At 72.5% G+C, this 25,407-nt stretch carries 28 protein-coding genes and 3 tRNA genes; 19 read left to right on the top strand and 12 right to left on the bottom strand.

Annotated features, from left to right (window positions below; all coding sequences use genetic code 11):
- Position 1: 1 nt before the first annotated feature.
- Positions 2 to 619: a DUF47 domain-containing protein gene (locus ASG49_RS09855; protein WP_056540898.1), complete on the bottom strand. Its 618-nt coding sequence runs from the start codon at positions 617 to 619 to the stop codon at positions 2 to 4.
- Between the two features lie 112 nt (positions 620 to 731).
- On the opposite strand from ASG49_RS09855, the gene ASG49_RS09850 reads away from it, so the two are divergent.
- From ASG49_RS09850 to ASG49_RS09840, 3 genes are read left to right on the top strand one after another with little or no spacing between them, the layout of a single operon-like run.
- Positions 732 to 1,043, top strand: a complete 312-nt coding sequence (locus ASG49_RS09850) for a metal-sensitive transcriptional regulator (protein ID WP_056540894.1) — start codon at positions 732 to 734, stop codon at positions 1,041 to 1,043.
- 25 nt (positions 1,044 to 1,068) lie between these two features.
- Positions 1,069 to 1,266, top strand: coding sequence for a heavy-metal-associated domain-containing protein (locus ASG49_RS09845; RefSeq protein WP_056540891.1), 198 nt, complete (start codon positions 1,069 to 1,071; stop codon positions 1,264 to 1,266).
- 37 nt (positions 1,267 to 1,303) lie between these two features.
- The gene (locus tag ASG49_RS09840) at positions 1,304 to 3,532 is read left to right on the top strand and encodes a cation-translocating P-type ATPase (protein WP_056540887.1); all 2,229 of its coding nucleotides are present in this window, start codon (positions 1,304 to 1,306) and stop codon (positions 3,530 to 3,532) included.
- Here the strand turns inward: ASG49_RS09840 and ASG49_RS09835 are convergent.
- The gene (locus ASG49_RS09835; RefSeq protein ID WP_235562007.1) at positions 3,529 to 3,696 is read right to left on the bottom strand and encodes a hypothetical protein; all 168 of its coding nucleotides are present in this window, start codon (positions 3,694 to 3,696) and stop codon (positions 3,529 to 3,531) included. The two genes, ASG49_RS09840 and ASG49_RS09835, sit on opposite strands and share 4 nt — an antisense overlap.
- Before the next feature lie 177 nt (positions 3,697 to 3,873).
- Entirely contained in the window at positions 3,874 to 4,077 is a 204-nt protein-coding gene (locus ASG49_RS09830; protein ID WP_056540883.1) for a cold-shock protein, read from the bottom strand.
- Positions 4,078 to 4,644: 567 nt separating this feature from the next.
- Here ASG49_RS09830 and ASG49_RS19100 point away from each other — a divergent pair.
- Positions 4,645 to 5,826, top strand: coding sequence for a hypothetical protein (locus tag ASG49_RS19100; protein WP_200936266.1), 1,182 nt, complete (start codon positions 4,645 to 4,647; stop codon positions 5,824 to 5,826).
- Here ASG49_RS19100 and ASG49_RS09820 read toward each other — a convergent pair.
- Both ASG49_RS09820 and ASG49_RS09815 read right to left on the bottom strand, forming a co-directional pair.
- Positions 5,820 to 6,776: a hypothetical protein gene (locus ASG49_RS09820; RefSeq protein WP_156384268.1), complete on the bottom strand. Its 957-nt coding sequence runs from the start codon at positions 6,774 to 6,776 to the stop codon at positions 5,820 to 5,822. The genes ASG49_RS19100 and ASG49_RS09820 overlap by 7 nt on opposite strands.
- Positions 6,777 to 6,914: 138 nt before the next feature.
- Positions 6,915 to 7,409: an NUDIX domain-containing protein gene (locus ASG49_RS09815; protein ID WP_056540875.1), complete on the bottom strand. Its 495-nt coding sequence runs from the start codon at positions 7,407 to 7,409 to the stop codon at positions 6,915 to 6,917.
- A 282-nt stretch (positions 7,410 to 7,691) separates the two neighbouring features.
- Between ASG49_RS09815 and ASG49_RS09810 the strand changes: the two genes are divergently transcribed.
- Positions 7,692 to 8,066: a peptidoglycan-binding domain-containing protein gene (locus ASG49_RS09810; RefSeq protein ID WP_156384267.1), complete on the top strand. Its 375-nt coding sequence runs from the start codon at positions 7,692 to 7,694 to the stop codon at positions 8,064 to 8,066.
- Between the two features lie 122 nt (positions 8,067 to 8,188).
- On the opposite strand, the gene ASG49_RS09805 is transcribed toward ASG49_RS09810, so the two are convergent.
- Together ASG49_RS09805 and ASG49_RS09800 are read right to left on the bottom strand one after the other, a co-directional pair.
- On the bottom strand, positions 8,189 to 8,899 hold the full coding sequence (locus ASG49_RS09805; protein WP_056540869.1) for a hypothetical protein: 711 nt from the start codon (positions 8,897 to 8,899) through the stop codon (positions 8,189 to 8,191).
- A complete protein-coding gene (locus ASG49_RS09800) occupies positions 8,899 to 9,405 on the bottom strand; it encodes a SigE family RNA polymerase sigma factor (protein WP_200936265.1) in 507 nt (168 codons plus the stop codon). The genes ASG49_RS09805 and ASG49_RS09800 overlap by 1 nt, the downstream gene beginning before the upstream one ends.
- A 663-nt stretch (positions 9,406 to 10,068) precedes the next feature.
- On the opposite strand from ASG49_RS09800, the gene ASG49_RS09795 reads away from it, so the two are divergent.
- The gene (locus ASG49_RS09795; protein ID WP_235562006.1) at positions 10,069 to 11,241 is read left to right on the top strand and encodes an Ig-like domain-containing protein; all 1,173 of its coding nucleotides are present in this window, start codon (positions 10,069 to 10,071) and stop codon (positions 11,239 to 11,241) included.
- 82 nt (positions 11,242 to 11,323) lie between these two features.
- Here ASG49_RS09795 and ASG49_RS09790 read toward each other — a convergent pair whose 3' ends face one another.
- Complete coding sequence (locus tag ASG49_RS09790) at positions 11,324 to 12,340, bottom strand: hypothetical protein (RefSeq protein WP_156384266.1); 1,017 nt, start codon at positions 12,338 to 12,340, stop codon at positions 11,324 to 11,326.
- Positions 12,341 to 12,735: 395 nt separating this feature from the next.
- Between ASG49_RS09790 and ASG49_RS09785 the strand changes: the two genes are divergently transcribed.
- A tRNA-Lys gene (locus ASG49_RS09785) sits at positions 12,736 to 12,811 on the top strand.
- Positions 12,812 to 12,850: 39 nt separating this feature from the next.
- A complete protein-coding gene (locus ASG49_RS09780) occupies positions 12,851 to 13,111 on the top strand; it encodes a hypothetical protein (protein ID WP_056540862.1) in 261 nt (86 codons plus the stop codon).
- Here ASG49_RS09780 and ASG49_RS09775 read toward each other — a convergent pair.
- The 3 genes from ASG49_RS09775 to ASG49_RS09765 all read right to left on the bottom strand — a co-directional run bounded on the left by ASG49_RS09775 (position 13,099) and on the right by ASG49_RS09765 (position 15,608).
- Complete coding sequence (locus tag ASG49_RS09775; protein ID WP_056540860.1) at positions 13,099 to 13,296, bottom strand: hypothetical protein; 198 nt, start codon at positions 13,294 to 13,296, stop codon at positions 13,099 to 13,101. The two genes, ASG49_RS09780 and ASG49_RS09775, sit on opposite strands and share 13 nt — an antisense overlap.
- Before the next feature lie 94 nt (positions 13,297 to 13,390).
- Entirely contained in the window at positions 13,391 to 14,098 is a 708-nt protein-coding gene (locus ASG49_RS09770; RefSeq protein WP_056540857.1) for a hypothetical protein, read from the bottom strand.
- Positions 14,099 to 14,162: 64 nt separating this feature from the next.
- Entirely contained in the window at positions 14,163 to 15,608 is a 1,446-nt protein-coding gene (locus tag ASG49_RS09765) for an NAD(P)/FAD-dependent oxidoreductase (RefSeq protein WP_235562005.1), read from the bottom strand.
- A gap of 106 nt (positions 15,609 to 15,714) precedes the next feature.
- Between ASG49_RS09765 and ASG49_RS09760 the strand changes: the two genes are divergently transcribed.
- The 5 genes from ASG49_RS09760 (at position 15,715) to ASG49_RS09740 (ending at position 20,360) form a co-directional block, all read left to right on the top strand.
- Positions 15,715 to 17,079, top strand: coding sequence for a mycothione reductase (locus ASG49_RS09760; RefSeq protein ID WP_056540849.1), 1,365 nt, complete (start codon positions 15,715 to 15,717; stop codon positions 17,077 to 17,079).
- Positions 17,080 to 17,178: 99 nt separating this feature from the next.
- Entirely contained in the window at positions 17,179 to 18,129 is a 951-nt protein-coding gene (locus ASG49_RS09755; RefSeq protein WP_162244512.1) for an ATP-binding protein, read from the top strand.
- Positions 18,126 to 18,521: a CrcB family protein gene (locus ASG49_RS19095; protein ID WP_200936264.1), complete on the top strand. Its 396-nt coding sequence runs from the start codon at positions 18,126 to 18,128 to the stop codon at positions 18,519 to 18,521. The genes ASG49_RS09755 and ASG49_RS19095 overlap by 4 nt, the downstream gene beginning before the upstream one ends.
- Positions 18,518 to 18,862 (top strand): CrcB family protein, encoded by a 345-nt coding sequence (locus ASG49_RS19090; protein WP_056540844.1) that lies wholly within the window; start codon positions 18,518 to 18,520, stop codon positions 18,860 to 18,862. Before ASG49_RS19095 ends, ASG49_RS19090 begins: the two co-directional genes overlap by 4 nt.
- Before the next feature lie 10 nt (positions 18,863 to 18,872).
- Positions 18,873 to 20,360 (top strand): amidohydrolase, encoded by a 1,488-nt coding sequence (locus ASG49_RS09740; RefSeq protein ID WP_056540841.1) that lies wholly within the window; start codon positions 18,873 to 18,875, stop codon positions 20,358 to 20,360.
- Positions 20,361 to 20,369: 9 nt separating this feature from the next.
- On the opposite strand, the gene ASG49_RS09735 is transcribed toward ASG49_RS09740, so the two are convergent.
- Positions 20,370 to 21,572 (bottom strand): CdaR family transcriptional regulator, encoded by a 1,203-nt coding sequence (locus ASG49_RS09735; protein WP_056540838.1) that lies wholly within the window; start codon positions 21,570 to 21,572, stop codon positions 20,370 to 20,372.
- An 85-nt stretch (positions 21,573 to 21,657) separates the two neighbouring features.
- On the opposite strand from ASG49_RS09735, the gene ASG49_RS09730 reads away from it, so the two are divergent.
- The 6 genes from ASG49_RS09730 to ASG49_RS09705 all read left to right on the top strand — a co-directional run bounded on the left by ASG49_RS09730 (position 21,658) and on the right by ASG49_RS09705 (position 25,385).
- On the top strand, positions 21,658 to 22,797 hold the full coding sequence (locus ASG49_RS09730) for a ferredoxin reductase (protein WP_082533990.1): 1,140 nt from the start codon (positions 21,658 to 21,660) through the stop codon (positions 22,795 to 22,797).
- A gap of 55 nt (positions 22,798 to 22,852) precedes the next feature.
- Positions 22,853 to 24,013, top strand: a complete 1,161-nt coding sequence (locus tag ASG49_RS09725) for an acyl-CoA desaturase (RefSeq protein ID WP_056540835.1) — start codon at positions 22,853 to 22,855, stop codon at positions 24,011 to 24,013.
- A gap of 121 nt (positions 24,014 to 24,134) precedes the next feature.
- Positions 24,135 to 24,485 (top strand): metallopeptidase family protein, encoded by a 351-nt coding sequence (locus tag ASG49_RS09720; RefSeq protein WP_056540833.1) that lies wholly within the window; start codon positions 24,135 to 24,137, stop codon positions 24,483 to 24,485.
- Positions 24,486 to 24,541: 56 nt separating this feature from the next.
- A tRNA-Glu gene (locus ASG49_RS09715) sits at positions 24,542 to 24,614 on the top strand.
- A 34-nt stretch (positions 24,615 to 24,648) separates the two neighbouring features.
- Positions 24,649 to 25,218: a DinB family protein gene (locus ASG49_RS09710; protein WP_056540830.1), complete on the top strand. Its 570-nt coding sequence runs from the start codon at positions 24,649 to 24,651 to the stop codon at positions 25,216 to 25,218.
- A gap of 90 nt (positions 25,219 to 25,308) precedes the next feature.
- Positions 25,309 to 25,385, top strand: a tRNA-Asp gene (locus ASG49_RS09705).
- Positions 25,386 to 25,407: the final 22 nt, after the last annotated feature.

Raw genomic sequence — 25,407 nt, 5'->3', positions numbered from 1 at the left:
CTCAGGACTCCTTGGCGTGGATCTGCTCCACCGTGTTGGCGACCTTCTCGAAGGCGTCGACGGCGCTCTCCAGCGACTCGACGATGTCCTTGAGCTTGAGCACGTCGAGCGCGTCGTAGCTGCCGCTGAACAGCTGCGCCAGGATGTGGCGGAAGCTCTTGTCGCCGGCGTTCTCGAGCCGGTTGATCTCGATCCAGTACTCCGAGAGGTCCTTCATCGAGCGCAGCCGCGGCATCGCCTCGGCGGTCAGCTCGGCGCAGCGCTGCAGCACGTCGACCTGGTCGGCGATCTCGGCGGGCAGCGCGCCGACCTCGTAGAGGACGGTCAGGTCGACCGCCTCCTCCATGTAGTCCATGACGTCGTCGAGGCCGGAGGCCAGCGCGTAGATGTCCTCGCGGTCGAAGGGGGTCACGAAGGTGGCGTTGACCCGCGACGCGATCTCGTGGGTGGTCTCGTCGGCGCGGTGCTCGGCCTCCTGCATCCGGGCCGCGATGGCGTGCCGGTCGGCACCCTCGCCGAGCAGCTCGGCCAGGATCGCCGCCCCCTCGACCAGGTGCTGTGCGGAGGTCTGGAAGAGGTCGTAGAAGACGTCGTCCACGGGCTTGAAGCGAAACGCCACCGGGTTAACTCCACGTGAGCAGGATCAGAACGTCGCCATGCTAGGCGGTGGCGAGCCCGGGACGGCAACTCGGGGCCGCGGCGTACCCCCAGGGGGTATGTATGCTGGAGCCATGGACGCGACCCCCGGCTACCACGACCACAAGGGCGACTACCTGACCCGGCTGCGGCGCATCGAGGGACAGGTCCGCGGGCTGCAGCGGATGGTCGACGAGGACGTCTACTGCCTCGACATCCTGACCCAGGTCTCGGCCGTCAAGAGCGCGTTGCAGAGCGTCTCGGTCGGTCTGGTCCAGGACCACCTGGGCCACTGCGTCCAGGACGCCGTCGCGGGCGCCGCGGCCGGCGACGAGGACGGCCGGGCCCGCGCCGAGGCCAAGGTCGCCGAGGCGAGCGCGGCCATCACCCGCCTGCTCAAGAGCTGAACCCCACCCCACCGAAGGAGCACCCATGAGCACGACGTACGACGTCACCGGCATGACCTGCGGCCACTGCGCCCAGGCCGTCACCACCGAGCTGTCCTCGGTGCCAGGCGTCACCGGCGTCCAGGTCGACGTCGAGACCGGCACGGTCGTCGTCGAGGGCGAGGGCTTCACCGACGCCCAGGTCGCCGAGGCGGTCGACGAGGCCGGCTACGCCCTGGCCTGACCCGCCCGCACCACCGCTGCACCACCCGGAGACCCCGATGAGCCAGACCCCCGTCCGCGACACCCGCTCCGTCGACCTGCTGGTCGGCGGCATGACCTGCGCGTCCTGCGTAGGCCGGGTGGAGAAGAAGCTCAACCGCCTCGACGGGGTCACGGCCACCGTCAACCTCGCCACGGCCTCGGCCCGGGTCGCCTACGACCCCGCGCTGGTCGACGAGGAGACCCTGGTCGCGACCGTCGAGCGCACGGGCTACTCCGCGTCGCTGCCCAGCGAGGGCGACGACCCGGCGAGCGAGGAGGACACCCAGGCCCGAGCACTGCTGCGCCGGCTGGCGGTCGCGGCGCCGCTCACGGTCGCGGTGGCAGTCCTGGCGATGGGCCCCGGCGTGCCCCGGCTCCCGTGGCTGCAGCTGGTCCTCACCCTCCCCGTCGTGGCGTACGCCGGATGGCCGTTCCACCGCGCGGCCGCGGTCAACGCCCGCCACCTCGCCTCGACGATGGACACGCTGGTCTCCATCGGCACGGTCGCGGCCTTCGCCTGGTCGGTGGTGGAGCTGCTCCGCGGCGAGATGCACCTCTACTTCGAGGTCGCCGCCACCGTCACGACGTTCCTGCTGCTGGGCCGCTGGCTCGAGGCGCGGGCCAAGTCACGGGCCGGGTCGGCGCTGCACGCGCTGCTCGAGCTCGGCGAGACGCGAGCGGTGCTGCTCGAGGACGGGCCCGACGGCGCCGCCGAGCGCGAGGTCGACGTCGCCGTGCTGCGGCCCGGGATGCGGGTGCTGGTGCGGCCCGGGGCCCGGGTGCCCACGGACGGGGTGGTGGTGGCCGGTCGCAGCAGCTGCGACGAGTCGATGGTGACCGGCGAGAGCCTGCCCGTGGAGAAGGCCGCCGGCGACGAGGTCGTCGGCGGCACCCTCAACACCGACGGCCGCCTCGAGGTCGAGGTCACCCGGATCGGCCGCGACACCCTGCTCGCCCGCATCCGCCGGACGGTGGCCGACGCCCAGACCGGCAAGGCGCCCGTGCAGCGGCTCGCCGATCGGGTCTCGTCGGTGTTCGTGCCGGTCGTGCTCGCGATCGCGGTGGTGACCGCCGCCGCCTGGCTGCTCGCCGGCCAGGGCACCGACGCCGCCGTCACCGCCGCCGTGGCCGTGCTGGTCATCGCCTGCCCGTGCGCGCTGGGGCTCGCCACGCCCACGGCGATGCTCGTCGGCACCGGTCGCGCCGCCCAGCTCGGCATCGTGGTCCGCAGCGCCGAGGTGCTCGAGACCTCGCGCGCCGTCACCACGGTCGTGCTCGACAAGACCGGCACCCTGACCACGGGCCGGATGCGGGTCCACGAGGTCACCGGCGATCCCGACGCGCTGCTGCTGGCGGCGGCACTCGAGCGCGGCAGCGAGCACCCGGTGGCCCGGGCGCTGGTGGCCCACGCCCCCGCGGCGCTGCCCCACGTCGAGGAGTTCACCGCGCTCCCGGGCTCCGGCGTGCGCGGCACGGTGGTCGGCACCGAGGTCGAGGTCGGGCGCGCCCCCGAGCCCGGCACGCTCCCGCGCGAGCTCGGCGAGGCGGTCGCCGCGGGCCGCGCCCGGGGACGCACCACCGTGCTGGTGACGGTCGCTGGTCGTCCCCGCGCCGTCGTCGCGGTCGGCGACACCGTCCGACCCGAGAGCCGCGAGGCGGTCGCCGCGCTGCACGCCGCCGGGCTGCGCACCGTGCTGCTCACCGGCGACCACGAGAGCGCGGCCCGCCACGTCGCCGACCAGCTGGGCATCGGGACGGTCGTGGCCGGCGTACGACCGGAGGACAAGCTGACCGAGGTACGCCGCCTCCAGGACGCCGGCGAGACCGTCGCCATGGTCGGCGACGGCGTCAACGACGCCGCCGCACTGGTGCAGGCCGACCTCGGCATCGCGGTCGGCACCGGCACCGACGCCGCCATCGAGGCCGGTGACGTCACGCTGGTCAACGGCGACCCCCGGCTCGTCGTGGCCGCGCTGCAGCTCTCGCGCCGCACCCTGACGGTGATCCGGCAGAACCTGTTCTGGGCCTTCGCCTACAACGTCGTCGGCATCCCGGTGGCGGCCCTGGGCCTGCTCAACCCGATGGTGGCCGGGGCGGCGATGGCGGCCTCCAGCGTCTGCGTGGTCACCAACTCGCTACGGCTGCGGCGCTTCGCGGTGACCTCGTCCACCGGCCCCGCGGGCGGCTCGACGGGCGGCTCGACGGGCGGCTCGACGGGCGGCTCGACGGGCGGCTCGACGGGCTAGGAGCCCGGAGCGGCGTGGCCCTGGCGCGGGATGCCCAGGGCCTGGTCGATCTCGTGCGGGGTCAGGTGCGCGTCGGTCTGGTTGGCGGCCACGATCAGGCTCGCCGTCAGCTCGACCTCGCTCAGCAGCTCGTCGTCCTCGAGCCGCACGTCGTACGGATCCACGCCTGGCGTCCCTCCCCCTGAGTGCATGTCGGGACCACTCCTACCCACCCTGTCACCTGCGGAAACGGTGTCCGACCACGTGACCGACGGGTAACCCGCGGACCACCGGAGGCCGCGACCCCGGGAACGCCACAGGGCCCCGACCGTGAGGTCGAGGCCCTGTGTCGAAGTCCGTGATCAGAGAGGACGAACGTTCTCCGCCTGGGGGCCCTTGGGACCCTGGGTGACGTCGAACTCGACCTTCTGGTTCTCGTCGAGGGACTTGTAGCCCTGCGACTGGATCGCGGAGTAGTGGACGAAGACGTCGTCCCCGCCGTTCTCCTGAGCGATGAAGCCGAAACCCTTCTCGGCGTTGAACCACTTGACGGTGCCCTGAGCCATGCTGGTGTTCTCCTGTTACTAAAGGCGTGAGACCGCCACTTCAGCGGCCTCATGCAGAGTGCGGGTGATACGCCGTCCCGCCTCGCAAGCCTGTAGCAAAGAGAAGAAACGCCGTTGGATCACAACCTCCAACGAGCGTTGATGTAACCGCTGGAACTTGCACCCTGCGTTGACGACAGTACCAACACTTCGAAGGCCTCGTCGCCCACCCCCGTCCGTGGCGGAGGACCGCCGCCGTCCGCGCCCGACGTGTCCTTCCCGCTGCTGCCTCGTTGCGGATGCGAGCCGCGCCCACCAGGACGCGCCCGAGATCCCCCAGGAGGCGACGTGGAACGACGAGGACAGACGGCGCTGCAGACGCGCTTCGTCCGCATCCCGACCCAGTCGCCGGGGTGGCGTCCCGACCGCGCCGTCCCCGACCCGGCGCTGACGGCCACCGGGCGCACGCGAGCGGTGCCGTCGCGGTTGCGGCAGCACCGGGTCGACCCGACGGCCGTTCTGCGCAAGGCTCTGCTCGCACCACCCGCCGATGACACCGCCACGGGGACGCCCGCCGAGGGGGACGACGTGACCCAAGAGACGACCGACGAGCCCGGCGACGGGCGCCGAGGGCGGCTCGGCCGCCTGCTCGGACGCCGCCGCGACGAGCAGCCCGACGCGACCGCCGGCGCCGACGCCGCCCCGGCCGCAGCGGCGACCCCGGACGCTTCCGGCGACGCCGACGACGAGTGCGGCCGCTGGGTCTACCACCACGCCGAGGAGGGGTCCGGCTTCCAGGGCTGGCTCTACCACTACGACGACGGCACCCTGGCCGCCGAGGACGGCACCGTCTACGAGTACGCCGCCGGCGGGGCGCTCGAGCAGCCGGTCGACGACGAACCCGAGCCGGCCGCCGCTGTCGAGCCGGAGCCGACGCCCGAGCCGGAGCCCACGCCGGAGCCCGAGCCGGTGGCTGCCGCCGACCCGGAGCCCGAGCCGGAGCCCGAGCCGGAGCCCGAGCCCGAGCCCGAGCCCGAGCCGGAGCCGGAGCCCGAGCCGGAGCCGGAGCCGGTCGCTGCCGCCGACCCGGAGCCCGAGCCAGAGCCCGAGCCAGAGCCCGAGCCGGTCGCCGCCGCGGAGCCTGAGCCGGAGCCGACGCCGGAGCCGACGCCGGAGCCCGAGCCGGTCGCTGCAGAGCCTGAGCCGGAGCCGGTTGCTGCCGAGAAGCCCGAGCTGGAGCCCGAGCCGACGCCGGAGCCGGAGCCGGAGCCAGAGCCGGATCCCGCCCCCGCGTCCGCCTCCGACGACGTACCGACCTTCCTCGAGTACTCCCCCTCCGGCCTGGTCCCTCTGGCCGCCGGAGCCGTGCTCGCCCTCGCCGGGGTGGGTGCGGTCCTGCTGGCGGTGCTGGCGCTCGAGGACCCCTCGGCGGGCGGGGTGCTGCTGGTCCTGCTGCTGGCGGGCCTCGCCGTGGCGGCCGGAGTCGTGCTGTCGCGGTGGGACCCCACCACCGTCACGGTGCGCGAGGGCACGCTGCTGGTCGAGCGCGGCGGCACCACCCGCGAGGTCGACCTGCGCGACCCCGACCTGGTGGTCGAGCTCGACGACCCGGCGTCACGCTCGTGGACCGGCACCTTCACCTCGGGCGAGCACGACCCGGTGGTCGTACGCCGCTCCGACGTCGAACCGCGGCGGTTCGGCCAGGTCGTCGAGCGGGTCCGCACCCAGCGGGCCGAGCCGGAGAGCCCGGAGCCCGCCCGGGCTCAGTAGCCCGGGATGGCGATGTCGAGCCGGTCGCCGCGGGCCTCGACGACGCCTTCGACGCGGAACCTGACACGGTCGGACACCGGCAGCAGGTCGCCCGTGTCCGGGTCGCGCACCTGCCCGACCATCCGGGCGAGGGGCGGCCGAGGGGTGGTGATGCGCCACCCCGTGCGGTCGGGCTCGACCTCGACCCGGACCGGCCCGTCGAGCGTCCACGACGACGAGGTCAGTCCGCCGACGAACGCCAGCCGGGCCGGGCAGCCGCGTGGGCGCGGGGCGTCGCCGAGGGGTCGCGTGCAGCGGCGTACGAAGGACCGGACCGCCTGCTGCACCTGCGCCTGGGCCGCCGCGGTGAGCGTGCCGCCGAGATCGAGCGCGTAGGGGTCGACGTCGCGGGTGTCGACCTGCTGGCCCGGGTCGTGCTCGACCAGGCCCTCGGGCCCGACGGCGGCGACGGTGAACTCGCCGGGCGGGAGGTAGTACCTCCGACCCTCGGCCGGCAGAGGGGCGACGGGCACCGTGGCCTCGCCGACCCGCAGCGCGGTGATGCCCTGCCCGGTGAGCTCGACGGTCGGCAGCACCGAGCCGCTGAAGCTGCCCGAGGTGCGGGCGTTCAGCCGCAGCCACGGCCCCCCGCTGCGGACGGGCGGGTCGGTGTCGAGCGTGTAGGAGACGTAGCCCAGGCCGCTGCCCTCGCCGTCGATCGTCACGTCCCGGCGCGCCAGCGCCCCCTGCTCGAGCACGTCGTCGACCAGCAGCTCGTCGGAGAAGGACAGCGAGTCCGGGACCGCCACGTCCTTGAGCTGCGCCGCGTCCACCTCGACCAGGGCGGAGGTCAGCAGCTGGACCTGGCCTCGGGCGGTGGTGGGGTCGTCGGCCGACCCGTCGGCGCAGCCGGTGAGCGCGAGCACGGCCAGACCGGTTGCCGCGGCCGCGGTGCGGCGTACCCCTTGCATGCGCCGATGGTCGCAGGTCCGGCCCCTCCGCGCAGGCCTCCCGCGAGGGCCTGGTCGACCGGGCTTCGACGTGCCGCCCGAGGTCGTCCTCGGCGCCTGCCGCCCGCCGCTGGCCCACGAGGCGCCGCACGTCCACCCTCAGCCGGTGACGAACCTCGCGGCCGACTCCCCGGAGAGGGCCGCCTCGATGCGGGCCCGCATGTGGGCGGCGAGCGTCGGGCGGAGGTCCTCGAGCTCGTCCCGCGTGCACCAGCGCACGTCGGTGGACTCGTCGTCGGCCACCCGCCCCTCGCCCGAGACCCAGGTGCAGGCGAAGGTGAGGTCGAGGTAGACCGACCGGTCGCCGTTGGGGTAGGCCACCTCATCGGTCACCCCCACCCGGGCCAGCCGGTCGACCCGGATCACCACGTCGGCCTCCTCCAGCGCCTCGCGGGCGGCCGCCACGGCGGGCTCCTCCCCCGGGTCGACGATGCCGGTGACAGGTGTCCACGTCCCGTCGTCGACCCGCCGGACCAGCAGCACCTCGGTGGCGGGCCCGCGGGCGCGGCGTACGACCGCCGTCACGCCGGGCAGCCACAGCAGGTCGTGGCCGACGTGGGAGCGCAGTGCGGCGACGTACGGCGGGATGGGCACGCGCCCGACGCTAGCTGTACTCGGGTGCCACCCTCGCTGGGCTCCCGGGATGCGGAACGACGCGGGACTCCGCGCTGACTACCGCCGTTCCGTGGGACGCCCCTCGGTTCTCGCCCGACGGCGCCGGACGGTGGCCGCTCCGGCCGTCCACCGCGTACCGTGCGGGCACGGCCCGCCCGGGTCGCCCTACCTCTCGGGAGAGAAGTGAACACTCGCGCCCCCCGCGGCCGCTTCGCGGCCCTCGGACTGCTGCTCGGTCTCGTCCTCGCTCTACTCCTGCCGATGGGCCCCGCCTCGGCGTACTCGGCGTGCACGAACACCGCGTACCGCAGCACGTCGCCGAACTTCTACTACCCGGTGACCTCGAGCGGCTCGTCTCAGTGCGAGGCCGGCATCTGGCTCGCGTCGACGTCGTACTCGGGCGTCAAGACGTTGCAGAGCGCTCTGAACGCCTGCTACGCGACCGGTTTGAGCGTCGATGGTCACTACGGCAGCCGCACCAAGGCTGCGATCGAGATGGTGCAGCGGCGCCACGGCATCACGGTCGATGGCGGGTACGGCCCGCAGACGCGCAACGCGATGAGGTGGCCGAAGTACTACCAGGGCCGCGGGATCGGCTGCATCTCGTTCCAACAGACCGTGTGGGGCACGGTCTGAGGCCCTGCTGAGGGAGCCGCTCCACGACCCGCCGGTGGCAGCTGTCACTCAATCCGCGGCGAGCAGATGCAGGTTCTCCGGCGATCGGCCCCGCCGGAACGCGCGTTCGGCATGGTGGTCGTTCATCGCCGCTGGTAGGGGCGCTGGGCCCGCGCGACGTCGTCGTAGCAGGTGTCTCCGGCAATGTCGCTAGGCACCCGGTACTGCGCGAGCACGGCGCAGCTCCACAGATCCTGGGTGGCCTGGATCTCCGTCCACCCTCCGTCGACCATCGCCCACATCGCGACGTAACCGCCGTCGCAGTCGTTGACCGCGCCGACCGCGTACCCGTCGGTGCGCAACGACTGGACGGCCACCCCGACCAAGCCCTGGTCACAGGCGGCGCCCCGGCTGAGTCGTTCGGCGGTGCCGCCGATGAACTCCTTGAAGGAGTCGGGCGCGCCGGCCAGGTTGTTCGCATCGGCCCTCGTGCGGACCTGGGCGCGGCCGGACCCGTCACCGTCGTAGGAGATGAGCCTCGGCTCCGCCGGCGGCGTCACGTCGTCCGGTGCGCGAGACGTCGTAGGGAGGTCCGGCTCCTGGGTGGCGCTCGGCGCCGTCGCCCGCGGCTGCTCATCGCGCTCGGGGGTGGCGAGCGTGACGCTCACGAGCAGGAGCACTACTGCGGCAGCGACGAGGAGAGGCGCGAACCGATCGCCTCGCCCGAGGTGGACAGCGCGCAAGCGCCGTCGACCAGAGGCGGTCGCCTCCAGGCTGGGGAGCGGGGGGACGACGAGGTTGCTGGCCACTTCGTCCAGCTCGCCGATCAGGGTGCGCTCGAGGTCGGAGTGCATCAGCTTTCCTCCTGTCCGAGAGCGGTTCGCAGATTCTGCAGGGCGCGGTGGGCGGTGGACTTCACGTTGCCGCGGGAGCAGTCGAGGACGTCGGCGATCTCTGCCTCGCTGAGCTGTTCGTAGTAACGCAGCACGATCACGGCTCGCTGCCGCGGTGGCAGCAGGCGTACCTGTGGCCACAGGGACATCCGCTCTTCGGGACCCGCCATGAGCGGTGAGGCCGGTTCGGGTGCGTCGTCGCCCACGAGCAGTTCCAGCCTTCGCCCTCTGGGGCGCTTGGCGGACAGGAACGTGTTCATCAAGATGCGCCTGACGTAGGCGGCGGGCACGTCGGACCGACTCACCCGCGACCAGGCGCCGTGGACCTTGATGAGGGTCTGCTGGGCGAGATCCTCGGCGTCTGCGTGATTTCCAGCAAGGAGGAACGCGCGACGGTACAGCGATGGCCACTCCGTGGCCGCGTAGTCGTCGAACGTCATCGCGTCGGCATCGGCGTACGTCGGCACCGGCACCACCTCCTACCTCTACAGGCGCCCGATCTGGTCAGCAGGTTGCGTCGGGCAGCACACTTTTCCAGGCCTGTCGACGGAGCCAGCGAGCGATGCCGGACCCGCTCGCACTCGTGCAGCGTGTCTGCGGGCCTGAGGATCACCCGGCAGCCAGGACGTCGTCAGCCGTGCCGCGCGAGGGCCGGCCGACGAAGTCGACCGGGTCACGCGGGGTGGCGTCAGTGTCCCTGCGGTGTGCGTCAGCCAGGGCGAGACCTCACGAGGTGCGATGTCCGCGCCGGACCGGGAGCAACCATCCGAACTTCCGTGGCGTGTAGGAAGTGTGGAGATCATTCCGAAGGAACGCTCGCTGGCGGTGCCCGTGAGCTGCGCGATCCATCTCGTGGATCGCGAGCGAACCCGTCAGAACACCTCGCTCCTGCTCGCCGGGACCCGCACGGCGCGCAGGACTCGATGCAGAACCACCCTGACCAAGCTCCGCCTGGCAGCGGGACCGGAGCGAGCAGCACGAGCCGACGTGGTCCGCCTGCAGACGCCGCCCGGCAGCAGGGCAGGCGGACGCTGGCCCGACGGAACTCTCGCCTCACATTCCGAACTCACGAGCACTCATTCACCTGATGGAGCCAACTGATGTCCTGCCGGTCCTCACGCACACGACTGTTGATCCTCGGAGTCACCGCGGCCTTCGCCGCGGTCTCAGCCTGCAGCGCGCCCAGGACCGCCTCCTCCGGCCCCGAGCGTCCGACCTCACAGGTCAGCGCGTCCTCGAACGCCAAGATCGTCAGCAACATCCCTCGCGGTGCCACGAACGTGGACGTCGACCGCAAGCTGAGGCTGCGAGTCGAGGCGGGCACGTTCGAGGCAGTCGAAGTCACCGGCCCCGAGGGCTCGAGCATCGAGGGGCGTCTCTCACCGGACAAGACACGTTGGGCCGCCAGATCCCCGTTGCGGGCGAACTCGCGTTACCGGATCACCAGCACGGCCACGGACACCGAGAGCCGGGAGGGCACCTTCGAGTCGGTCTTCCGGACACGCGAGCTGACCCTGGATGAGCAGACCTACCCCAGCTTCGCGCTCGCCGACGGGCAGACCGTCGGGGTCGGCATGCCGGTCGTCATCCGGTTCGACATCCCCGTCACCGATCAGGCATCGATCGAGCGGCACCTGAAGGTGACCAGCCGTCCAGCGCAGGCCGGTGCCTTCCGCTGGGTCAGCGGTCAGGAGGTGCACTGGCGGCCGAAGGCGTACTGGCGCCCGGGCACCGACGTGACAGTGGAGGCTGACATCGGCGGGGTGCCGGCCGGCAGCGGCATCTACGGGCAGAAGGATCGAAGGATGACCTTCCAGGTCGGAGATGCGATGGTCAGTGAAGTCGACATGAATGCTCACCAGATGCAGGTGTTCCGCAACGGCAAGCTGGCCAGGACGATCCCGATCACTACCGGGGAACAGCCGAAGTTCACCACGAGGTCCGGCATCAAGGTCATCAGCGAGAAGTACCGGAGCAAGCGGATGAACTCCGCGACAGTGGGGATCGATCCCGACAGCGCCGATGGCTATGACCTCGACGACGTCGAGTACGCCATGCGGCTGACGACCAGCGGTGAGTTCGTGCATGCAGCTCCGTGGTCAGTCGGCTCCCAGGGCAGCGCCAACGTCAGCCACGGCTGCACCGGCATGAGCACCGCCAATGCCGAGTGGCTGTACAACAACACCAACGTGGGCGACGTCATCGAATACGTCGGGACGGACAAGCCCATGGACCTCACCAACGGCTTCGGGGACTGGAACACCTCGTTTCGCGACTATCGGGCAGGGTCGGCGCTCAGCTGACCTCGCGGCGCACGTCCCACTGTCTGGCACCCGAGACAGACGGTGGGCCTAGCCGACCCCGGCGGTCGGCAGCGCTGGGGTTTCAGTGTGGGAGTCGGGTCCAGGTCGCGCCGAGGTCGGTGCTGACGCGCGTGTGGCTGCGCTCGGGGTGGATGGCGTAGATGCGACCGTCCTCGAACTCGTACTCCCAGCCGCCCTCCGTGCCTGGTGCCGGCAGCCGTGTCCACGTGCGGGTGGTGACGTCGACCAGGAACGTGCCGCTGGCGGCCGAGTCGCCGGTCGGCACCAGGGCGACGGTCGTGTCGTCGAGGGCGCGCACGGCCGGCTCCCACCACCGGTCCCCGCCGGAGTCAGCGTCGCCAGGGACGTCAGTGGGCAGGAACTCCCAGGCGGCGTCGGAGGGTGCGTCGGTACGACGCACCAGGAGCCCGTCGAGGGTCGCGTGCTCGAGGTCCGAGCCTTCGGTGGTGAGGGCTGCGACGACGTAGTCGCCGACGGCGGTCAGGGTCAGGGAGGGGATGACGGTCCGGGGTGTGGTCTTGTGCCCGGCGATGGGTTCCCACCTGCGGCCGTCGTCCGAGCGCTGGAACTGGATCTCGCCGTCGGCGTAGCCGAGCTGGCGCACCACGCTGCCGTCGGCGGCCACCGCCCACCCTTGCCAGTCCCCGGCGGCGGGGGTGGGGGTGAACATGATCCGGCCCTCGGGCCGGTACAGGCGGGCGGAGCCGTAGATGGGGGCCAGGTCACCGGCGGCCGCGGGCCGCGACGTGGCGCCGCGGACGTGGCTGACGGTGCCGGTCGCGGTGATGTGGAACGTGGCACGTCCGGCGGGGCCGATGAGGAGGTAGCCGTCGCCGACCGCGCGCACGAACGGGGTGGCGGCGCCTTCGAGGGTGACCTCGGACAGTCCGGTGGCCAGGTCGCGGCCGCGGTGGTCGTAGAGGCGCCACGCGCTGGCGGAGCGTCCTTCGCTCGTCGGCGGGTCGACGGTGTAGGTGATCAGGTGGGTGCGGTCGGGTCCGGTGGCGGCGTCGACCGGGCGGCCGGCGTCGACGATCTCGTCGGCGGTCGCGCCGCTGTCTTCGGCGACCTCGGCCATCCGGTCCGCGTCGACCCGGTCCCCGCCGGTGCCGCCGGTGTTGTCGCTGTCATCGGTGCCTGTGCCCGTGCCGGTGCACGCGGCCAGGATCGTTGCCGTCGTGGCGACGGTAGCGACATGCAGGGCCCGTCGCAGGCTGCGGCGTCGGGGCGGGTGCATGGGGTCCACTGTCCTCCTCCTTCGCGCCGGTGGGACGACTCGAGAAGCGGAAGGCAGCGCGGGTCGCGAAGGCGGAGGGGGATGTCCTCCTGCAGCAGTCGCCTCAGAGCCCAACCCGACCGGCGGCCGTCTCCGGTGTCGCTGCCCCTCCCCGGGCCACTCGCTAGGCTCCGCCCGGTGTGGGTTCTTCCCCAGGGTTGCTCCCTGCTTGCTTCCCTGAGTTCCTTCCATGCACCGGGCCTCTAGCTCAATGGGCAGAGCAGCGGACTTTTAATCCGCGGGTTGTGGGTTCGAGTCCCACGGGGCCCACCAGAGCGTGTGAAAACGCTCATACCTGGGCAAGATCCCCACATGGGGGACCGCGCCTACCTGGGCTTCGCGCCGGGACGACGACCGGCCGTGGAGGTGCGCATCGGGACGCGGTGGCTCCCGGGAGAGCTGCGGTCCTGGATCCGCCGGGGCGCGACCTGGTGGGCCCACGTCGACTACGTGCTCCCCGGCGACGGGTCGCACACCGCGACCGTGATGGCGACGTCGATCCGGTCCACGGACCCGCGCGCCGAGCCGCCGCCGGGGTCCTCGGAGGACGGGTCGCAGCGTCAGGAGGTCTGACCTGGGCTGGGTCGCTCCTCGCGCTGCGGGGGCACCGCCGGAGCCACGGCCTGCTCGTCCCAGTCGGTCCAGGCCCGTCCGTCCCAGAAGCGGTGCTCCAGCGGCCGGCTGGGGTGGCGGTACCAGCCGACGGCGAGCTCCTGGGCCGTGGTGCCCTCCGGCGTGTGGTGCGTGTGGGGTCGCACTCGTCCCTCCCGGTCGTCTCTCGAGGAGGCGTCCCGACCGGGTCCGGGGCTGGCACGCCCCTCCAGTGGACCACGGTGACGACCCGCGGGGAAGTCAGCCGGTGACGCGCACCTTCACCGTGCTCGTCGGGTAGCGCACGCCGGCGTCGTAGTAGCGGTGGAAGCGGCGGGTCAGGGCGGCCAGGTCGCCCGGCGACATCTTGATGCAGCCCGCGGAGCGGTAGTCGTTGTACATCGGCACCTCCCAGCGGCACCGCTGGTCACCACGCGTGTCCCGGCACTGCCCGTTGGTGACGGTCTGCTCGGAGTGGATGAACAGCGACTGGCGCGGCGTGCCGTTGCGGCACCGCTTGTCCTCCAGCTGGAAGACGCGGCCGTCGATGTAGTTGCCGTCGCGCTGGTCCTGCTGCACGAACGAGTAGTCGCCGTCGGGCAGCCAGCCCTCGTTGCGCACGCAGCTGTCCGTGCCCCGGGGCCCCGTGCCCGAGCCGGCGCGCCACGCCACCTCCTCGACCAGCTTCCAGGGGGCGCCGGCACCGGCCCGGGTCCACGAGCGCCAGAGGACCCGGGACCGGAACGGCCGGGCCGGGTCCTTGTCGAACACGATCGCCGCGCGACGACGTTGCACGGACGCGGCGGGCACCAGCACCCGACCGGGTACGACGCGCGGCTGCACCGCCGCGACACCGGCGGTCGCCGACCGGGCGACCGGGGCCGCCTCGACGACGGTCGGGAGGAACACGCCGGAGACGGCGAGCGCGAGCACGGCGGCCAGCCGAGCCGCTCGGGGGAAGGAGCTCATCGGGGCAGTCAAGCCCAGCCGACGCCCGATCCCCGCCGGATCGGGCACGACACGCCCGCGAGGGTCAGCTCGCGCGGCCCCGCACGCCGGCGTCGGTGAGCCGGGCCTCCTCCAGCGCCTGCGCCTCGAGCTCCGCGCGACGCTGGTCGCTGCCGAACGTGCCGGGCTCGCTGACCAGCTCGGTCGCGCCCTTGGGGAGCCGCTTGAGCGCCATCCGGGCGAAGATCTGCTGCTCGGTGGCGGTGCGCTGGGAGCGGTCGTTGGACAGGAACGTGACGGCCCAGTGGATCAGCGCGGTGAACTGGTTCTTGAAGCCGGTGAGGTAGATCAGGTGGACCCCGAGCCACATCAGCCAGGCGATGAAGCCGCTGAGCTTGACCTTGCCGATCAGTGCCACGGCATCGAAGCGCGAGATCGTGGCCATGCTGCCCTTGTCGAAGTACTTGAAGGGCTTCTGGGCGGGCTGGTCGGTGAGCCGGCCCTTGATCTCCTTGGCGGCGTACTTGGCGCCCTGGATCGCGACCTGCGCGACACCGGGGAGGTTGTTGAGCGCGATCATGTCGCCGACCACGAACACCTCGGGGTAGCCCGGGAGGGTGAGGTCGGGGTTGACGCCGATGCGACCGGCGCGGTCGAGCGAGGCGCCGGACTGCTCGGCCAGGGTCTTGCCGATCGAGCTCGCCTGCACGCCCGCGGCCCAGATCTTGGTGACTGACTCGATGCGGCGCTTCTGGCCGCTCTTGTCCTGCACCTCGAGGCCACGCTCGTCGACGTCGGTGACCATGGCGCCGAGCTGGACCTCGACGCCGAGGTCCTCCAGCGCCTTCTTGCTCTTCTCGCCGAGCGTGGCGCCGAACGGCGGCAGCACCTGGCTGGCGGCGTCGACGAGGATGACGCGGGCGTCGCGGCTGTTGATGTGGCGGAAGTCCTTGCGCAGCGTCTTGCGCGACAGCTCGGCGATCTGGCCGGCCATCTCGACACCGGTGGGGCCCGCGCCGACCACGACGAAGGTCAGCAGGTGGTCGACGTCGTCACCCTTGCCCGCCATCACCTCGGCGAGCTCGAAGGCGCCGAAGATGCGTCCGCGCAGCTCGAGCGCGTCGTCGATGCTCTTCATGCCGGGGGCGAACTCGGCGAAGTGGTCGTTGCCGAAGTAGGACTGGCCGGCACCGGCCGCGACCAGCAGCGAGTCGTAGGAGGTGACGGTGCGCCGACCGAGCACGTGGTGGGTGACCGTGCGGGCGTCGAGGTCGATGTCGGTGACCTCGCCGAGCAGCACCGTCGCGTTGTCCTGGCCGGAGAGGACCTCGCGGGTGGCCGGCGCGATCTCGCCCTCGGAGAGGATGCCGGTCGCCACCTGGTAGAGCAGCGGCTGGAACAGGTGGTGCGTCGTCTTGGCGATCATGGTGACGTCGACGTCGGCGCGGCGCAGGGCCTTGGTCCCGAAGAGCCCGCCGAAGCCGGAGCCGATGACGACGACCTGATGACGCCCGTTCGTGGTGGTGTTCACGTCAGCCATAACACCCATGTTCCCCCGATGCGTCCTGCTACCACCAATCCTGGGTGGTTGAGTGCATCACAGCGCCGGGGTGGGACCCCTCGGGCACCATGGCCGGGTGACGCACTACGACCTCGCCGTCATCGGCACGGGCTCCGGCAACACGATCGTCGACGACAGCTTCTCGGGGTGGCGCGTCGCGCTCTTCGAGGAGGCGAGGTTCGGCGGGACCTGCCTCAACGTGGGCTGCATCCCGACGAAGATGTTCGTCTACCCCGCCGACCTCGCCCGGTCGGCGAGGCACGCCCCCGAGCTCGGCGTCGACACGGCGTACGACGGGGTGCGCTGGCGTGAGGTGCGCGACCGCATCTTCGGCCGGATCGACCCGATCGAGGCCGGCGGTCGCGACTACCGCCGCGGCCAGGACGGCGTCGACGTCTTCGAGTCCCACGCCACCTTCGTCGACGACCACACCCTCGACACCGGCCAGGGCCAGCAGGTCACCGCCGACCGCGTCGTGATCGCCGCCGGCAGCCGGGTGCAGGTCGCCGACATCCCCGGCCTCGACGACGTGCCCTTCCACACCAGCGACACGGTGATGCGGCTCGAGGAGCTGCCCGCCCGGATGGTCGTCGTGGGCGGGGGCTACGTGGCCGCGGAGCTCTCGCACGTCTTCAGCTCGCTCGGCACCCACGTCACCCAGGTGCAGCGCGGCTCCCGGCTGCTGATGGCGCACGACCGCGAGATCTCGCTGGCCTTCACCGCCGCGGCCTCGCAGGCCTGGGACGTGCGGCTGGACCGCAGCCCGGCCGAGGTCGCCCGCCGCGGCGACGGCGTCGTCGTGACCTTCTCCGACGGCACGGAGGTCGAGGCCGACGTGCTGCTGATGGCCACCGGACGGGTGCCCAACTCCGACCGGCTGGGCCTGGAGCACACCGGCGTCGAGGTCACGGACGACGGGCTGGTGGTCGTCGACGAGCACCAGCGCACCACCGTGGACGGCATCTTCGCCCTGGGCGACGTGAGCAGCCCGCACGCCCTCAAGCACGTCGCCAACCACGACGCCAAGATCGTCAAGCACAACCTGCTGCACCCCGGCGACCTGCGCCGCAACGACCTCGGGCCGGTGCCCAGCGCGGTCTTCACGTCGCCGCAGATCGCCAGCATCGGGCTCACCGAGGAGGCGGCCCGCGAGCAGGGCGTCGCCCACCGCGTGGTGCGCCAGGACTTCGCCGACGTGGCCTACGGCTGGGCCATGGAGAGCACCCCTGGCGAGGAGTTCCTCAAGCTCGTCGCGAGCGAGGACGGCAGCACCATCCTGGGCGCGCACGTCATCGGTCCGCAGGCCAGCCTGCTGCTCCAGCCGCTCGTGCAGGCGATGAGCCTGGGCACCAGCCCGGCCGACCTCGCGCGGGGCCAGTACTGGATCCACCCCTCGCTGGCCGAGGTGGTCGAGAACGCCGTCCTCCAGCTGGTGGTCTGATCCGAGACGCGGGAGTGCCGGTTCCCCTACGCTGAACTCCAGCGGGCGGTCGCGACCAGGCGACCGTCTTCCACGTGTCGCGGGCGAAGGCGAGGGATGGTGCCGCTGACCAAGCGATCACTCGTCCTCCCCGCGAGTCCCCCGTCGGTCAAGCTGGCGCGCTCGTGGGTCACACGCGTGCTCGCGGAGATCGGCCGCGACGACCTCGTCGAGTCGGCCGCGCTCGGCGTCTCCGAGCTGGTCACCAACGCGCTGATCCACTCCCAGCCGCCGCTGTCGGTGCGGATCCGCGGCACCGTCGACCACCCCCGCATCGAGGTCGTCGACTCCTCCCCCGTGCCGCCGCAGCGCTCGGAGATGTCGCCGGAGCCCGAGGACGTCGACGACCTCAACGTCACCACGTTCGGGCGCGGCCTCGACCTGGTGGCGATGATGTCGGCCCGCTGGGGCTCCGACCTGGCCCACGACGGCAGCAGCAAGTCGGTGTGGTTCGAGCCGCAGGGCGACGGCGACCACGGAGGCCGCACCGGCGAGATCTTCGACTTCGACCCCGACTTCGGTCTCGAGGACAGCACCGAGGCCGGTGACGAGCCGCAGCTGAACATCCGCCTGCTGCGGCTGCCGCCGCGACTGTTCAGCCTGCTGCGCACCTTCTACTACGAGACCCGCCGCGAGCTGCGGCTGCTCTCGCTCACCTCGCCCGAGAACTACCCGCTCGCCCACGAGATGACGGCCGCCTACGTGCAGGCCGACCGCGAGCGACGGGTCGCCGTCGGGGTCTCCACGCTCGACCAGGCCATCGCCGACAACCTCGAGACCGTCGACCTCGACTACCTGGTGCCGGCGACGGCGCCGGTGACGATGGCCCGGCTCCGGGACCTCTACGTCGAGATCTACCGCGAGTTCGCCGACGAGCACCTGCTGGCGCTGCGGCCGCCCGAGGTGATCGTGGAGCTGCAGAACTGGTACTTCACCGAGTTCGAGCGCCAGGGCCGCGGCGATGCCCCGCTGCCCTGGGACGGCCCCACGTCGGTCGTCACCACGGCGTGAGCGGGTCCGCCCCGCTCCCTGCCTCCCACCTGCTCGCCGTGGCGGTCGGGGGCGCCGTCGGGGCGCTGCTGCGGTGGGCGCTCACGCTCGCGTGGCCGGCGGCGCCCGGCGCGCTGCCGTGGGTCGTGGTCGTCGTCAACGTCGTCGGCAGCGGGCTGCTGGCCGCCCTCCCCGCCCTGGCCGTCGTACGCCGCCGCGACTGGGCGGCTCCGCTGCTCGGCACCGGCGTCCTCGGCGGGTTCACCACGATGTCGGCCGCGTCGGTGGACACCGTGGTGCTCCTCGACGCCGGGAGGCCGGTCGCCGGGGCGGCGTACGTGCTGGGGACGCTGGTGGGTGCGTTGCTGGCCGTGCTGCTGGTGAGCCGGGCCGTGCGGGGAGCGGCCCGGTGACCGCGGGCACCGCGCTGCTGGTCGCCCTCGGGGCGGCGGTCGGCGCCCCGCTGCGGCTGCTCGCCGCCCACCGCTGGGACGGCCGCTGGCCCCACGGGACGCTGCTGGTCAACCTGGTCGGCTCGCTGGTGCTGGGCGGCCTCGTCGGGGCGGCCGTGGGCGGCCACGTGCTGGCGCTGCTGGGCACCGGGTTCTGCGGTGCGCTGACGACCTACTCCAGCTTCGCGGTGCAGTCGGTGGACCTGGGGGCACGGCGCGGGACGGCGTACGCCGCAGCGACGGTGGGCGGCTGCCTGCTGCTGGCGACCACCGGATACGCGCTCGCCGCGACCCTCTTCTAGCGTTCACCCCATGTCCGACCTCCTGCTCCGTCGCGCCCGTCTCGTGCCCGTCGGCCCGGGAGCCGCCGTCCCGCCGGGGCCGGTCGACGTGCGGGTCGTCGACGGCCGCGTGCGCGAGGTCGGCGAGGGGCTGCGCGCCGAGGGGTTGCCCGAGGTCGCCGCCGACGGCCGCTGGCTGGTGCCGGGCCTGTGGGACCAGCACGTGCACCTCGGCCAGTGGGCGCTCGCGGCCCAGCGGCTCGACCTCACCACGACGAGGTCGCGGCAGGAGGTGCTCGACCAGGTCGCCGAGCGGCTCGACGCCGTGGCCGGGCTCCCCGTCGTCGGCTGGGGCCACCGGCCCGCCACCTGGTCCGAGCCGCCCACCACCCAGGTGCTCGACGAGCTCGCCGGCGACCGGGCGGTCGTGCTCATCGCCGGCGACGGCCACCACGCCTGGCTCAACCGGGTCGCGATGCGCGCGCTGTCGCTGGCCGAGCGCGAGGGGATGGTCAGCGAGGGCGAGTGGTTCGCGACGTACCCCCGGCTGGTGCGGCTGGTCGGCACCGACGGCACCAGCCCCGAGGCCTACCTGCACGTGATGCGCGAGGCGGCGGCCCGCGGGGTCACCGGCCTCGTCGACCTCGAGTTCGACCAGTCCTTCAGCGCCTGGCCCGCCCGCGTCGAGGCCGGGGCGGCGCTGCTGCGCGTCCGGGTCGGGGCCTACGTCGACACCCTCGACGAGTTCTCCGCCGCCGGGATGCAGACCGGCCAGCCTCTGCCCGAGTGCGGCGACCTGGTCACCATGGGGCCGCTGAAGATCATCTCCGACGGCTCGCTGAACACCCGGACGGCCTGGTGCTGCCGGGAGTACGCCGGCGGCGGCCACGGCGCGGCCAACATCTCTGCCTCCGGGCTGCACTGGGCGCTGGACCACGCCCGTCGCAGCAACCTCGACGTCGCCGTGCACGCGATCGGCGACGCGGCCGTCTGGCAGGCGCTGGACGCCTTCGAGGCCACCGGGGTCCGCGGGTCGGTGGAGCACGCCCAGCTCGTGCGCCGCGAGGACTCGCGCCGGATGGCGCAGCTGGGCGTCCGCGCCAGCGTGCAGCCGGCCCACCTCATCGACGACCGGCTGCTCACCGAGACCATCTGGCCCGACCGGACCGAGCGCTGCTTCGCGCTGCGCTGGTTCGTCGACGACGGCGTCGAGGTGGTGCTGGGCAGCGACGCCCCCGTCGCCCCGCTCGACCCCTGGCTCGCGATCGCGGCCGCCGTCCACCGCGGCGCGCCCGACGAGGACGCCTGGCACCCCGAGCAGCACCTGAGCGTGGCCGAGGCCCTGGCCGCCAGCACCGACGGGCGCGGCACCGTCGCGGTCGGCGACGTCGCCGACCTCGCGCTGCTCGACACCGACCCGCTGCCGGCCGGCGACCCCGTCGAGCAGGCGAAGGTGCTGCGCGCCGTGCGCTCCGACGCCACCTGGGTGGCCGGCGACCTGGTCCACTCGGCGCTGTAGGCAGGCTGCTCAGCCGGCGTCGTCGGCCGTCTCCGCCGCCCATGCCTCGGGGTCGAGGGTGCCGAGGGCGACGGTGAGCTCGAGCACCGCCACCGGGTCGTCGAGGCGGTCGCCGAGGACCTCCCGCACCTGCGTCATCCGGTAGCGCACCGTCTGGGCGTGCACGAACAGGTCGGCGGCCACGGCGTCGCGGCGGCCCTGGTGCAGCAGCCACGAGCGCAGCGTCTCCACCAGCTTCTCCGCGCTGCCGGGCCGCAGCTCGCGGAGCGGGGCGAGCACCCGCGCACGGAGGTCCTCCAGCGCCACGGCGTCGGCGCAGAGCACCAGCTCGGCGAGGTGGGCCTCGGAGTCGGGCCCCCGGCCCAGCTCGCGCACCCGCACCGCGCGCGCCAGCGAGGCGCCGACCGCGGGCCAGGGGCGCGCCGGGCCGGCCACGGCCGAGCGGTGCTCCAGGGCGCGCAGCAGCGCGCCGCGCCGGTGCTCGTGGACGTCGGGCACCAGCAGCACCGCCAGCCCCTCCTCGCCGTGGACCTCGACCGGCTCGGCCACCTGGAGCGTCTCCGGCGGCAGCGACGCGAGCACGGCGCGGGCCTGGGAGTCGGGCACGAGGACCGCCGTCAACGTCTCGGGCACCGGCCACCCCGCCTCCTCGGCCGCCCGCTCGACGGCCTCGGCGTCCGCCCCGGCGAGCAGCTGCGCCGCGAGCCGCTCGAGCAGCCGCTGCCGCACCCGCCCGGTGGTCTCGCGCTCGTCGCCGTGCCCGGCGACGCTGGCCGCGGACAGCTCGTCGATGTAGGCGAAGACCAGCTCGGCGAAGCGGCCGACGTTCTCGGCGTCCAGCCCGGCCGCCACCGCGGTCGTCGACATCTCGCGCCACGCCACCCGCGCCCCGATGCGGTACGCCGAGAGCAGCGCGTCGACCGACCGGCCGCTCCGGGCCTCGCCGCGACCCAGCTGGTAGGCCCCGTCGGCCGCCACGGCCGTCGGCGACTGCTCAGCGCCGCGGGACCGCTCGGCCAGCGACAGGAAGCCGCCGAGGGCCAGCTCGACCGCGCCGCGGATGGTCTCGCCCATGTGACCGGTGAAGGCCTCGGAGTAGCTCGGCACCTCGTCGGTGATGGCCGAGACCGTCCGGTCGGCCACCTGCGGCAGGGAGGCACGCAGGTCGGTGACAGTGCGTCGGGTGAGGCGGAGCGTGCGCTGTCGTGCCATCTTTTGTTCCTCACGAACAAGACGAGGCGTTCGATTCACGCCGCAGGCTCATGACTTTAACCCCTGACTCACGAAGAGTAGAGCCATGGCCACCACCACTGCGTTCGTGCGACTCACCAGCCCGGGGACCCCCCGCTGGATGACGTCGCTCAAGGACGGTGCCCGCAAGGTCGCCGAGCTGGCCGCGACCCCGCTGGTGCCCTCGGACTACCTCGACATCATCGACCCGCTGCGACGCGGCGCCGACCTGCGGGGCCGGATCGAGTCGATCCACGCGGAGACCGCCGACGCGGCCACCATCGTGATCCGCCCCGGTGCCGACTGGGCCGGGCACGTGCCCGGCCAGTACGTCCGGATCGGCATCGACGTCGACGGCGTCCGCCAGTGGCGCGCCTACTCCCTGACGCACGGCCCCCGCGCCGACGGCAGGATCTCGGTCACCGTCAAGGCCGTCCCCGAGGGCAAGGTCAGCAACCACCTCGTCCACGACGCCCGCGTCGGCACGCTCGTCCACCTCGAGCAGGCCGCCGGCGAGTTCGTGCTGCCCCCCGAGGGCGGCAAGTTCCTCTTCGTCACCGCGGGCTCGGGCATCACCCCGGTCATCGGGATGCTGCGCAACCTGTTCCCGGTCACCGACTCCGGCGCCGTCGCGCTGCCGCGGAGCGCGGCGTACGACATCACCGTCGTGCACGTCGCCCCGACCGAGCCCGACTCGATCTTCCTGGCCAACCTGCGCGAGCTCGACCGCGCCGGCCTGATCACCCTGGTCGCGCGGTACGACGACACGCACGGCGTGCTCGACGTCGCCGACCTCGTCGACCTGGTGCCCGACCTCGACGCCCGCGTCACGCTGGCCTGCGGCCCCGCCGGCCTGCTGGACGCCCTCGGCGCGCACCACGCCGAGCGCGGCCTGGAGCTGCTCACCGAGCAGTTCCGCGTCGCCACGCTGGTCACCGGCGAGGGCGGCACCGTCAGCTTCGACAAGTCCGGCATCGCGCTGGAGGCCACCGGCGACCGACCCATCCTCGACCAGGCCGAGGACGCCGGCGTGCTGATGCCCAGCGGCTGCCGGATGGGCGTCTGCTTCGGCTGCGTGCTCCCGCTGCGCGAGGGCGTCGTCCGCGACCTGCGCAGCGGCGACATCACCACTGCCGTCGAGGGCGACGGCGTCAACATCCAGACCTGCATCTCGGCCGCCGCCGGCCCGTGCCGCATCGACCACTGACCCCCCGACCCCGGGTCACCCCCCAGCTCGACCCACGACCACGAAGGAGAACACCATGACCGTGCTCCAGAAGAAGACCACCGCCGAGAACCCGATCGCCCACCTGACGCCGGAGGACATCGAGCAGATCGGCCGCGAGCTCGACGCCATCCGCGCCGAGGTCGTCGCCGCCCGCGGCGAGAGCGACGCGGCGTACATCCGCAAGGTCATCGACGTGCAGCGCAAGCTCGAGCTCGGCTCGCGCGCCGTGCTGCTGTTCTCGCTGTTCCCGCCGGCGTGGATCGCCGGCACCGCGGGCCTGACGGTCGCCAAGATCCTCGAGAACATGGAGATCGGCCACAACGTCATGCACGGCCAGTGGGACTGGATGCGCGACCCCAAGATCCACTCGACCACCTGGGAGTGGGACAACGCCTCCCCGGCCGAGCAGTGGAAGCACTCGCACAACGAGCTGCACCACACCTACACCAACGTCGTCGGCAAGGACAACGACCTCGGCTACGGCATCATGCGGGTCGACGAGGACCAGAAGTGGGTGCCGTTCTACGTCGCGCAGCCGCTGTGGAACTTCATCAACGCGTGCTTCTTCGAGTACGGCATCGCGGCGTACGACCTCGAGCTGGGCAAGAACATCAAGCGCAAGCGCACCAAGACGCCCGAGTTCAAGGCCAAGCTGAGCCAGACGCTGCGCAAGATCCGCAAGCAGGCCACCAAGGACTACGTCGTCCACCCGCTGCTCTCGGGCCCCTCCGCGCTGAACACCCTGGCCGCCAACTTCGTGGCCAACCTGGGCCGCAACCTGTGGACCCACTCGGTGATCATGTGCGGCCACTTCCCCGAGGGTGTCTCCACCTTCGAGAAGAAGTCGATCGAGGGCGAGACCAAGGGCGAGTGGTACGTCCGCCAGATGCTCGGCTCGGCCAACATCACCGGCTCGCGCGCCATGCACATCGCCACCGGCAACCTGAGCTACCAGATCGAGCACCACCTCTTCCCCGACCTCCCGAGCAACCGCTACCAGGAGATCGCGCCCAAGGTGGAGGCGCTGTTCGAGCGCTACGGCCTGACCTACACCACCGGCTCGCTGCCCAAGCAGGTCGCGTCCGCGTGGCACAAGGTGATCCGCCTCTCGCTGCCCAACGACTTCCTGTCGCGCAAGGTCAACCCCACCCCGCTCCCCGCCCGGGAGCGCTCGGAGACCACCGTCGCGGCCTGACCACGACCGGGTAGTCCGAGACGAGAAGCACCCCCGGGAGCTCTCTGGGGGTGCTTTTCGTCTCGGAGTACGCCGCCACGGCCGCACCCCACCCGCTTGGCGCCCCGGCCACACTGAGCACGTGCTGGAGACGACGCAGACCGAGTTCGAGGAGCTGGTGGGCGAAGCGCTGGACGGCGTACCTCCCGAGCTGGCCGCGCTGATGGACAACGTCGTGGTGCTCGTCGAGGACGAGCCGCCGGCCGAGGAGCCCGAGCTGCTGGGCCTGTACGACGGCATCCCGCTGACCGAGCGCGACACGAGCTACACCTTCGCCCAGCCCGACCGGATCCTGGTCTTCCGCGGACCGCTGACCCGGATGTGCGAGACGCCCGAGGAGCTCGTCGAGGAGGTGCGCATCACCGTGGTGCACGAGATCGCCCACCACTTCGGCATCGACGACGCGGCGCTGCACGAGCTCGGCTACGCCTGAGGTCCTCCCGACCGAGGGGTGTCCTAGACTCTGCGCGTCGTCCTCCGGGGCGGCGGGCCCCCATCGTCTAGTGGCCCAGGACCCCGCCCTTTCACGGCGGTAGCACGGGTTCGAATCCCGTTGGGGGTGCTCGCGGACCGACCGGCGGCGGCATGATGGCGCCATGCCCCCGAGCCCCAAGGACGTGCTCACCACCTACCTCCGGGGAGCGCGGCACGCGCTCGTCTGGAAGCTCGAGAGCCTCTCCGAGCGGGAGCAACGGCTGCCGCGGACCCCCACCGGCACGAACCTGCTCGGCATCGTCAAGCACGCCCTCAACGTCGAGGCGGTCTACTTCGGCCCCACCTTCGGCCGGACCTGGGCCACGCCCGAGGAGCTCGTCGCGGACGACGGGGCGGACCCCCAGGCCGACTGGTACGCCACGGCCGAGGAGTCCTCGGCCGGCATCCTCGACCTCTACCGGCGGGTGCAGGCCTTCGCCGACGAGACGATCGCGTCGCTGCCGCTCGAGGCCGTCGGCCACGTCGCCCACTGGGGAGGCGAGGAGGTGACGCTGCACCAGGTGATGGTGCACACCGTCGTCGACCTGCAGCGCCACGCCGGGCACGCCGACGTCCTGCGCGAGCAGGTCGACGGGGCCGTGGGCATGCTGCCGTGGTCCACGAACCTCCCCGACGACCCCGACTGGCCGGCGTACGTCGCCCGGCTGACGGCCCTCGCCGAGCGGTCCTGACTCCCCGGCCGGACACGGAGGGGTGCCGATTTCAGGCTGGCCGTGGTCGTGCGTTAGCATTCCGTGGCTTCGCAAAACGAAGTCGCACGAGGCCCCGTAGCGCAGTTGGTTAGCGCGCCGCCCTGTCACGGCGGAGGCCGCGGGTTCGAGTCCCGTCGGGGTCGCCACCACCACGAGGGCGAGGTCACC

It is taken from the genome of Marmoricola sp. Leaf446 (assembly GCF_001424755.1).
Lineage (GTDB): Bacteria > Actinomycetota > Actinomycetes > Propionibacteriales > Nocardioidaceae > Marmoricola.
The sequence above is the reverse complement of the archived record's forward strand: the minus strand, read 5'-3'. Positions and strand labels throughout refer to the sequence as shown.